Source organism: Kluyvera sp., assembly GCF_965301105.1.
In genome coordinates this window covers 1-9,273 of sequence record NZ_CBDKZX010000111.1, presented here as the reverse complement: position 1 = coordinate 9,273, position 9,273 = coordinate 1, and the positions used below count along the sequence as shown (strand labels likewise).

Annotated in this window: 10 protein-coding genes; 3 read left to right on the top strand and 7 right to left on the bottom strand. The window is 56.8% G+C overall.

Going from position 1 to position 9,273, the window contains the following annotated elements:
* The first annotated feature begins 425 nt into the window (after nt 1-425).
* Nucleotides 426-2,015, top strand: coding sequence for a bifunctional phosphoribosylaminoimidazolecarboxamide formyltransferase/IMP cyclohydrolase (gene purH / locus ACW14G_RS21095; RefSeq protein ID WP_001728156.1), 1,590 nt, complete (start codon nt 426-428; stop codon nt 2,013-2,015).
* Nucleotides 2,016-2,030: 15 nt separating this feature from the next.
* Nucleotides 2,031-3,320 carry a phosphoribosylamine--glycine ligase gene (gene purD / locus ACW14G_RS21090; RefSeq protein ID WP_249022478.1) on the top strand — a complete coding sequence of 430 codons (1,290 nt, stop codon included), beginning with the start codon at nt 2,031-2,033 and terminating at the stop codon, nt 3,318-3,320.
* On the opposite strand, the gene zraR is transcribed toward purD, so the two are convergent.
* Nucleotides 3,317-4,648 (bottom strand): sigma-54-dependent response regulator transcription factor ZraR, encoded by a 1,332-nt coding sequence (zraR, locus tag ACW14G_RS21085; protein WP_167577140.1) that lies wholly within the window; start codon nt 4,646-4,648, stop codon nt 3,317-3,319. The genes purD and zraR overlap by 4 nt on opposite strands.
* Nucleotides 4,645-6,024: a two-component system sensor histidine kinase ZraS gene (gene zraS / locus ACW14G_RS21080; protein ID WP_163449386.1), complete on the bottom strand. Its 1,380-nt coding sequence runs from the start codon at nt 6,022-6,024 to the stop codon at nt 4,645-4,647. Before zraS ends, zraR begins: the two co-directional genes overlap by 4 nt.
* A 262-nt stretch (nt 6,025-6,286) precedes the next feature.
* Here zraS and zraP point away from each other — a divergent pair, with 262 nt between their 5' ends.
* Complete coding sequence (gene zraP, locus ACW14G_RS21075) at nt 6,287-6,721, top strand: zinc resistance sensor/chaperone ZraP (RefSeq protein ID WP_249022479.1); 435 nt, start codon at nt 6,287-6,289, stop codon at nt 6,719-6,721.
* 3 nt (nt 6,722-6,724) lie between these two features.
* Here zraP and ACW14G_RS21070 read toward each other — a convergent pair whose 3' ends face one another.
* The 5 genes from ACW14G_RS21070 to ACW14G_RS21050 form a co-directional block, all read right to left on the bottom strand.
* Nucleotides 6,725-7,417 carry a DUF1481 domain-containing protein gene (locus tag ACW14G_RS21070; protein ID WP_163449391.1) on the bottom strand — a complete coding sequence of 231 codons (693 nt, stop codon included), beginning with the start codon at nt 7,415-7,417 and terminating at the stop codon, nt 6,725-6,727.
* Nucleotides 7,418-7,429: 12 nt separating this feature from the next.
* Nucleotides 7,430-7,702 carry a nucleoid-associated protein HU-alpha gene (hupA, locus tag ACW14G_RS21065; RefSeq protein WP_002445246.1) on the bottom strand — a complete coding sequence of 91 codons (273 nt, stop codon included), beginning with the start codon at nt 7,700-7,702 and terminating at the stop codon, nt 7,430-7,432.
* Nucleotides 7,703-7,888: 186 nt separating this feature from the next.
* Nucleotides 7,889-8,479, bottom strand: a complete 591-nt coding sequence (locus ACW14G_RS21060) for a YjaG family protein (RefSeq protein ID WP_065358223.1) — start codon at nt 8,477-8,479, stop codon at nt 7,889-7,891.
* A 33-nt stretch (nt 8,480-8,512) separates the two neighbouring features.
* Complete coding sequence (gene nfi / locus ACW14G_RS21055; protein ID WP_249022480.1) at nt 8,513-9,193, bottom strand: deoxyribonuclease V; 681 nt, start codon at nt 9,191-9,193, stop codon at nt 8,513-8,515.
* Nucleotides 9,193-9,273, bottom strand: an 81-nt coding sequence (locus ACW14G_RS21050) for a hypothetical protein (RefSeq protein ID WP_455648767.1), incomplete at its 5' end; no start/stop codon positions are given. The genes nfi and ACW14G_RS21050, both read right to left, overlap by 1 nt.

Below are 9,273 nucleotides of genomic sequence, written 5' to 3'. Positions count from 1 at the left end.
TTTCAGAGTCAACCCTCATTTTCAGGTTTTTCTCTTCAACCGAACCGGCTGTTTGTGTGAAGTGATTCACATCCGCCGTGTCGATGGAGGCGCATTATAGGGAGTTTCCTCGGGGCCGCAACCCTTAAATTGCAGAAAAATGACTGACTGCTGCATTCCACAGCAGAACCCGGCTTTATACCCATTTACACACAGAGTTATCCACAAAAATAAGGATCTCTTGCGATCATCACTTCGTTTTACCCCTCGTCTATAACGCTGAAATTATCGAATTAAGGGAAAGAGAAAAATTCGCGAGCGTTGCGCAAACGTTTTCGTTACAATGCCCCCGCAAAACAAGGATGCCCCGTAAGGGGCGTTAGCTGAGTTTTTACGCAAGAATTCACCTAACGCTCTCTGTAATAGTCAAATCCAGGGGATTTACCATGCAACAACGTCGTCCAGTCCGCCGCGCTCTGCTCAGTGTTTCTGACAAGGCCGGTATCATCGAATTCGCCCAGGCACTTTCCGCACGCGGTGTGGAGCTGCTGTCAACGGGTGGCACCGCGCGCCTGTTAGCGGAGAAAGGTCTGCCAGTGACCGAAGTTTCCGATTACACCGGCTTCCCGGAAATGATGGATGGACGCGTAAAGACCCTGCATCCAAAAGTACACGGCGGCATCCTCGGTCGTCGCGGCCAGGACGATGCCATTATGGAACAGCACCACATCGCCCCTATCGATATGGTTGTCGTTAACCTGTATCCGTTCGCCGAGACCGTGGCCCGTGAAGGCTGCTCGCTGGAAGATGCGGTAGAAAACATCGATATCGGCGGCCCGACGATGGTGCGCTCTGCTGCTAAGAACCATAAAGACGTCGCCATCGTTGTTAAGAGCAGCGACTACGACGCCATTATTAAAGAGATGGATGCTAACGAAGGCTCTCTGACCCTCGACACCCGTTTCGATCTCGCGATTAAAGCCTTCGAACACACCGCCGCCTACGACAGCATGATCGCCAACTACTTCGGCAGCATGGTTCCGGCCTACCACGGTGAAAGCAAAGAAGCCGCAGGTCGCTTCCCGCGTACGCTGAACCTGAACTTCATTAAGAAGCAGGATATGCGCTACGGTGAGAACAGCCACCAGCAGGCTGCCTTCTATATAGAAGAGAATGTGAAAGAAGCGTCCGTTGCCACCGCACAACAGGTTCAGGGCAAAGCACTCTCTTATAACAACATCGCTGATACCGACGCGGCGCTGGAGTGTGTAAAAGAGTTCAACGAGCCAGCCTGCGTGATCGTCAAGCACGCCAACCCGTGCGGCGTGGCGGTAAGTACCTCGATTCTCGATGCTTACGACCGCGCATACAAAACTGACCCGACCTCCGCGTTCGGCGGCATCATCGCATTCAACCGCGAGCTGGATGCCGAAACCGCGCAGGCCATCATCTCCCGCCAGTTCGTGGAAGTGATCATCGCCCCATCCGCAAGCGAAGAAGCGCTGAAAATCACCGCAGCCAAACAGAACGTACGTGTTCTGACCTGCGGCCAGTGGGCAAGCCGCGTTCCGGGCCTGGATTTCAAACGCGTTAACGGCGGCCTGCTGGTTCAGGACAGGGATCTGGGTATGGTGAGCGAAGCTGAACTGCGCGTGGTTTCCAAACGCCAGCCGACCGAGCAGGAACTGCGCGATGCGCTGTTCTGCTGGAAAGTGGCGAAGTTCGTGAAATCCAACGCCATTGTGTATGCCAAAGAGAACATGACTATCGGCATTGGCGCAGGCCAGATGAGCCGCGTGTACTCCGCCAAAATCGCTGGCATTAAAGCCGCTGACGAAGGTCTGGAAGTGAAAGGTTCCGCGATGGCCTCCGATGCCTTCTTCCCGTTCCGCGATGGTATTGATGCCGCTGCCGCCGTGGGCGTGAGCTGCGTGATCCAGCCTGGCGGTTCTATCCGTGATGATGAAGTCATTGCCGCTGCCGATGAACACGGTATCGCGATGATCTTTACCGACATGCGCCATTTCCGCCATTAATCCACGGAGCAGACGATGAAAGTATTAGTGATTGGCAACGGCGGGCGCGAGCACGCGCTGGCGTGGAAAGCGGCGCAGTCGCCGCTGGTTAATACCGTTTTTGTCGCACCGGGCAACGCGGGCACCGCGCTGGAACCCGCGCTGCAAAACGTGGCTATCGGCGTCACCGATATTCCGGCGCTGCTGAGCTTTGCCCAGAACGAGAAGATTGATCTGACCATCGTCGGTCCAGAAGCGCCGCTGGTGATTGGCGTGGTCGATGCCTTCCGCGCCGCAGGTCTGAAGATCTTTGGCCCAACCGAAGGGGCCGCACAGTTGGAAGGCTCCAAAGCCTTCACCAAAGATTTCCTCGCCCGTCATCATATCCCGACGGCGGAGTATCAGAACTTTACCGAGGTTGAGCCTGCCCTGGCTTACCTGCGCGAGAAAGGCGCACCGATCGTCATCAAGGCCGATGGTCTGGCTGCGGGTAAAGGCGTTATCGTCGCAATGACGCTGGAAGAAGCCGAAGCCGCCGTGCAGGACATGCTGGCGGGTAACGCCTTTGGCGATGCGGGCCACCGTATCGTGATTGAAGAGTTCCTCGACGGCGAAGAAGCGAGCTTTATCGTGATGGTCGACGGCGAGCACGTGCTGCCGATGGCCACCAGCCAGGACCACAAACGCGTAGGCAACGGCGATACCGGCCCGAACACCGGCGGCATGGGGGCTTACTCTCCGGCGCCGGTGGTGACTGATGAAGTGCATCAGCGCACCATGGAACGCATCATTTGGCCAACCGTGAAAGGCATGGCGGCGGAAGGTAACACCTATACCGGTTTCCTGTACGCAGGTCTGATGATCGACAAACAGGGCAACCCGAAGGTGATCGAGTTCAACTGCCGCTTCGGCGATCCGGAAACCCAGCCGATCATGCTGCGCATGAAGTCGGACCTGGTGGATCTTTGCCTCGCCGCCTGCGAAGGCAAGCTGGATGAGAAAACCTCCGAGTGGGACGAGCGCGCTTCATTAGGCGTGGTGATCGCCGCGGGCGGTTATCCGGGCAACTACAACACCGGCGATGAGATCCACGGCCTGCCGCTGGAATCCTCAACTGACGGCAAAGTCTTCCACGCAGGCACTAAGCTCGCCGACGACGACCGTGTGCTCACCAGCGGCGGCCGCGTACTGTGCGCGACCGCGCTGGGTCACACCGTGGCTGAGGCGCAGAAACGCGCTTACGCCCTGATGACCGACATTCGCTGGGACGGCAGCTTCAGCCGTAACGACATCGGCTGGCGCGCCATTGAGCGTGAGCAAAACTAACGGCTGAGTTTAGCCAGCAGCGTTTTGCGCGTAATGCCCAATTGACGGGCGGCTTCCGTTTTGTTGCCGCCCGTTTTTTCCAGCGCCGCCAGAATCACCTCTTTCTCCACTTCCACCAGCGGTTGAATCACATCATCGGATGATGAGGAAGCATTCAGCAACGTACCGACAATCGCCAGCGGTAGCTCGCGCTCGGATATATACTCTCCCGTGAGCAGTACCACCGCCCGCTCCACCGCATTTTCCAGCTCGCGAATATTGCCCGGCCAGTCGTAATGGATTAGCAGATCCATCGCCTGTGGGGTAAATCCCTGTATCGTTTTGCGGTTACGTTCGCCGTAACGCTGGAGAAAATAGTGCGCGAGCGACGGGATATCTTCACGACGCTGACGCAGCGGCGGCATTTCGATGGTGACCACGTTCAGACGGTAGTAGAGATCCTGACGGAAGCGTCCGGCGCTGACCTCTTCGGCCAAATCTCGATGGGTGGCGGCAATCAGCCGCACATCAACCGACACGGTCTGATTGCTGCCCACACGCTGCACCTCACGTTCCTGAATCGCCCGCAGCAGGCGCACCTGCATCAGCGGCGAAATATCGCCAATTTCATCGAGGAATAAGGTGCCGCCATCCGCTTCGACAAAACGCCCTTCCCGACGTTTATCCGCGCCGGTAAACGCGCCTTTTTCGTGGCCGAACAGCTCAGACTCCAGCAGAGACTCATTGAGCGCCGCACAGTTTAGCGTGACCAGCGGCTTATCGCTGCGCGCGCTGCTGGCGTGAAGCGCGCGGGCAACCAGTTCTTTCCCGGTCCCCGATTCACCGTGGATTAAGACGGTCGCATCCGAAGGCGCTACCAGCGCAATCTCATTAAGCAACGCTTGCATCGCCGGGCTGTCGCCCACCATGCCAAACGTCGCCGCCGGGGTCATCGTGAGACCGCCTTCCGATTGCCGGGTATGCGCCAGCGCATCAGCCAGCGTCTGCTGCAGGCTATCAAAATCAAGCGGCTTCACCAGGTAATCCAGCGCGCCGGATTTTAGCGCCTCCACCGCCGTTCCTACGCTGGAGTAGGCGGTCATGATCAGTACCGGAATCGACGGGTTGCAAGCCTTGATCTCTTTTAGCGTGGCAATCCCATCCATCTCCGCCATGCGGATATCGCAAAGCACCAGGTCAAACACCTGCTGACGTACCTGCTCCAGCGCCTGCAGGCCGTTATAAGCCACCGACACCTCATAGCCCCAGCCCCGCAGTAACGCCTGTAAGATAGTGCAGTGGCTGATGTCGTCATCCACCACCAGAATCGTGACCTTTTCCGCCATCATCCTTGTTCATCCTTCTGTTGCCCATCGATCGGCAGAGTGAGGGTAAAGGTCGCCCCCTTGCCGGGTGAACTCTCAACCTGAATGGTCCCGCCGTGCTGCTCAACAATATTCTGCACCACCGCCAGCCCCAGCCCGGTACCGTCAGCCTTGGTCGTGAAGTACGGGGTGAAGATGGCCTGTTTTTGCTCTTCCGTCATCCCTTTACCGCTGTCGGTTACGCTCAGCTTAATGCTTCCCTCTCCTGCCTCGTTTACCGCGACCGTAATCTCCCCATCACGGCCAATCGCCTGGATAGCGTTAAGGTAGAGATTTAGCAGTACCTGATTCAGGCGATCTGGGTCCGCCTGAATCCGCCGTAGCGCCGGCCTGGCGGTAAAATGCAGCTGAATATCCCGACCTGATGCATCCTGACTCACCAACTGAAGCGAATGGGCAATAACCTCGTTGAGATCCACGGGCTGCCATTTTAAATGCGCCGGACGTACCAGCTCCAGCAGTTCACTCACCACCCTATTCAGTCGATCGGCCTCTTTCGCCATTACCTGCGCCAGCGCGTAAGCCTCACCACCTGGTGGAGTACGTTCGGCAAAATATTTCGCCAGACCTTTAATCGAAGAGAGCGGATTACGGATTTCATGCGCCACGCCGGCGGCCAGATGGCCCAGCGCCACCAGTTTCTCCCGGCGATGCGTCGCTTCCAGCAGTTGTCGGCGCGAACGCTGATAGCGCCGGAACCAGAACTGAGCAAGCAATGTGGCAACCATGACTAACAGAGCGGCAAACAGCATAACCACCATGTTGCGCTGCGCACGAGCCTGCTCGGCGTCCATTTCCCGGCTATCAAACGCGATAAAGATAACCTGCGGCGTATCGACAACGTCACGGCGCATCATCATGCGCATATGGTGACCGCGAGTCGCGTCCAGAGGGCGAAACTGGCGATAGATTTCCAGCGCCGGTTCCGGTGTCCCGGTACGTCGCCAGCGCTCTTTGTCGCTGACCTGAAGCGCACGCATCTCGTCCGGCTGATACAGCGTTTTCCCCACCTGCTGCGGATCGCTATGCGCAATCACCTTCCCCTGCTCATCGGTGACGGCAAACCACAAAACGCCAGGCTGCCAGGCCATCTCCTCCAGCATGGACTGAAGCTGAGCGTGATGCATACGCATACCCATTCCGGCGCGCGTACCAGACTCCAGCGCGCTCACCAGCACGCGCCCCTTTTCGTGAAGCGCTTGCTGCGCGGCGGCGTTTTCACGGCCATAGTCACGAACGATCAGCACAGAGAACAAACACACCAACAGCAGAATCACGCCAGTCAGTAACCAGCTCAGGCAAGTCGCGACCGAATCCTTCTGTAATCGTATAAAGCCCATGGGGTTTCCTTCTTTGCTCTTTGCTCTTTGCTCTTTGCTTTCCTGCAGCAGAAATCATGCCAGCTTTTCTCGCCCACAACCCGGCCAGTCGGCGCAGACATCAAGATAAAGCGAGTAAAAATGACTCGTCGGGATAGCGCGATCGCGTCATTTTTACTCGCTTATCTCACCACATATCGCCCAGCGCCGCGATTTTCGCGGCTCGGGAAGCTGGCACAGAAGATGCAACAGCTAAGGTGACCACACTACAGGAGAATCCACCATGAAACGGAACAACAATTTAGCTTTTGCACTACTGACTTTTGCGGCGTTGACCTTCACTAGCGGCGCCGCGCTGGCTGGCCCGCATCATTGGGGGAATAACAGCGGCAACATCGACGGTTACAGCCAGTTAACTGATGCCCAGCAGGCCACCGCACAGAAGCTGCACAATGACTTCTACAACCAGACCAGCGCGCTGCGCCAACAGCTCACCTCTAAACGCTATGAATACAATGCGCTGCTTACCGCCGATAAGCCAGACAGCACGAAAATTGAGGGCGTAGCGCAGGAGATAGAGACGTTACAGCAGAAGCTGGATCAGCAGCGGGTGAAGTTTGATGTCGCCCTGGCACAGGCCGGCATTCCCCGCCACGGGGGTATGGGAATCGGCTGCCTGGGGGGGAACGGACACATGGGCGGCATGCACCGCTGGTAACGCTTAGAAGTTTTTTTCCGTCGGCTGCCAGGTGCAGTAGTCTTCATTCGCCACCAGCAGCAGCTGGGAGCCTTCCGGGGCTTCCAGCCAGGCGATACTGACTTCAGCAGAAGAACGGCTCTGACGGCTGGCGATATGCCCTAACGCGCGGGCGTCGAAATCCGGTTTCACCGTTTCGCCTTCGCAGGTCGTTACCGACTGATCGGCGTGCCAGCGCCCCTGTCGCAGCACAACTTTCCCCAAACGCAGCGCATCGCTGGTCTGGCGAATCTGTTCGGCGCGATAGCGATAAAGCGCGACCTGGTCGCTGGAGAGCTGCTGTTTTTGCCCATCCATCTCACGCTGCATAAAGCTCAGTTCGCCGTTGCGATCGAAACGGGCGCGGATGTGTTCGGTGGGTTTGCCGTAGATATTCAGTTCGATCAGTTGCAGTTGATCGTTCTGCCAGCGGTATTCGCTGGTTGAAGTGCTACCGCTATGCCACGGACTAAAGGTGGCCAGCAGGTGTGTCTCGCCGCCGCTATCTTTACGCCAGATGCGCACCGCGCCCTGCGTGTCAGCATAGCCGCTGGCGGTAAACGGAGGCAGTTCGCTGTTATGGCTACAGGCGGTAAGCAATAAGATACCCGCCAGCCCCGAAAAGCGACGCCAGATGAACGAAAGGGGCGAAACCGCCCCTTCTTTAAAACTGTTCACTGCCACGCAGTCTTACTTAACAGCGTCTTTCAGTGCTTTACCAGAAACAAATGCCGGCACGTTAGCTGCGGCGATTTTGATTTCTTTACCGGTCTGCGGGTTGCGGCCAGTACGCTCAGCGCGGTGGTTCACTTTGAAGGTACCGAAACCAACCAGTTGTACAGCATCGCCTTCTTTCAGAGACTCAGTAATAGCAGCCAGGGTGGATTCCAGAGCAGCTTTAGCCTGCACTTTAGACAGATCAGCCTTGTCCGCAATTACATCAATCAGTTGAGTCTTGTTCATAAGTTATCCTTACAATGTGTTTATCGCTTGCTAAGCATCGAGTGCGACGAAAATGCCAGAAAAGCACTCTCCTGCATACACGCACCGATAGCCACTTTTTTTCGCCCTCCAAATGTAGACCAGACGGGGGGCAGATGTGAAGCCTTCAGGCGTGACAATTCAGGCGGTAAATCACGTTTTATTGTCTCATTGCTGAAAAATTATACCAATATTGCTTTCTGCGGCCTCGCGGAGGTCTGCGCGTAGCCCTTTAATCAGTTCAATATCGCGTTCTTCACACTCGGCTAAAAGGCGGAAAATCTCCCACTGAATGTCCCATTCTTGCTCTACCGCGGGATTCAAACGCAGCTCTTCGTCGGTCATTTCACGACCAGCCTGGGTCATTTCTAACATCGCAACGGTGGTAATAGAACTCTTACTGACTTCGATCGCGTGTTCGAGGGTTTCGCCGCTCAAACGCGAATGTATTAATTCGCTCAATGCAACGCAGGCATCGATCGCCGGATAAACACCGTACATGTCGTAATCGTCCGCCGCCGGGATCGCCTCTTCCAGCTTTTCCAACTGGCTGTCGAAGTTCACCTTCGCGTCTTTGACCGTCAGCGTTTCCCAGATGAGGTCAAGAATGCGTCGGTACAACTGTGGCTCGCCAAACTCCGCCTCTTTGCAGAACATGGCGTAGTTTGGGTACATGCGTTCACACAGACAGGCCATAAAGGTGACGTGCTGCCAGCTTTCCAGCTTCTCCAGACGCAGATGAATCGGGTTTTGTAACATGATGAGTTCTCAAATACGGAAATTAGCGGCAGTTTACCTGATATGGGGCATTTTTGCTGCAAGCCGCGTAAAAGCCGGCCGCCCGGATGCCACCGCATCCGCCCAGCGCGTCGGTTCTGGTAGCCGGTAGCCCTGAGTGCAGCGCTGTACCCAACCCAAAGCGCTCTCCCGACTGACGCGATGGCCCGTAGAGATAAACAGCGGGTTACAGCGCGCTTTACTGCGCCAGACCCACGCCAGCTGTTCGTCTTTGTCCATCAGCGGCGCCAGCGCGCCCACCTCTGAAGAAGGCAGTTCGTACTTACCGCACAGGCGTTTTTTCGCCACGCCGATGGTCGGCACGTCCACCAGCAGACCAAAATGGCTGGCTACGCCAAGACGGCGCGGGTGGGAAATACCGTGGCCATCGACAAACAGCAGATCCGGCTTGTGCGAAAGCTGCTGCCAGGCGGCCATCAGCGCCGGGGTTTCACGAAACGAGAGGAAACCCGGGATGTAGGGCATGGTGGTGGCGATGCGCGCCACCTGATACTCCACCAGCTCGAGCGTAGGGTATTTCAACAGCACCATCGCCGCGCGCGTTACTTCACCGCCCTGCTCAAAGCCTACGTCAGCCCCGCCGATCAGATCCGGCGGATCGCTAATAAAACGATCGTCACGGATCACCGATGACGCCAATTCCAGCTGCTGCGCGCGCAGCGAGGCGAGATCCATTAGCGGTGGTACTGCGCCGACAGACGGTGTACTGCCTCGACAAAGACACCCGCATGTTCCGGCGGCACGTCCTGATGAAT

Coding starts and splice junctions, on each gene's coding strand:
- purD (WP_249022478.1), top strand. CDS start 2,031: ATGAAAGTATTAGTGATTGGCAACGGCGGGCGCGAGCACGCGCTGGCG.
- zraP (WP_249022479.1), top strand. CDS start 6,287: ATGAAACGGAACAACAATTTAGCTTTTGCACTACTGACTTTTGCGGCG.
- zraS (WP_163449386.1), bottom strand. CDS start 6,024: ATGGGCTTTATACGATTACAGAAGGATTCGGTCGCGACTTGCCTGAGC.
- ACW14G_RS21060 (WP_065358223.1), bottom strand. CDS start 8,479: ATGTTACAAAACCCGATTCATCTGCGTCTGGAGAAGCTGGAAAGCTGG.
- zraR (WP_167577140.1), bottom strand. CDS start 4,648: ATGATGGCGGAAAAGGTCACGATTCTGGTGGTGGATGACGACATCAGC.
- purH (WP_001728156.1), top strand. CDS start 426: ATGCAACAACGTCGTCCAGTCCGCCGCGCTCTGCTCAGTGTTTCTGAC.
- hupA (WP_002445246.1), bottom strand. CDS start 7,702: ATGAACAAGACTCAACTGATTGATGTAATTGCGGACAAGGCTGATCTG.
- nfi (WP_249022480.1), bottom strand. CDS start 9,193: ATGGATCTCGCCTCGCTGCGCGCGCAGCAGCTGGAATTGGCGTCATCG.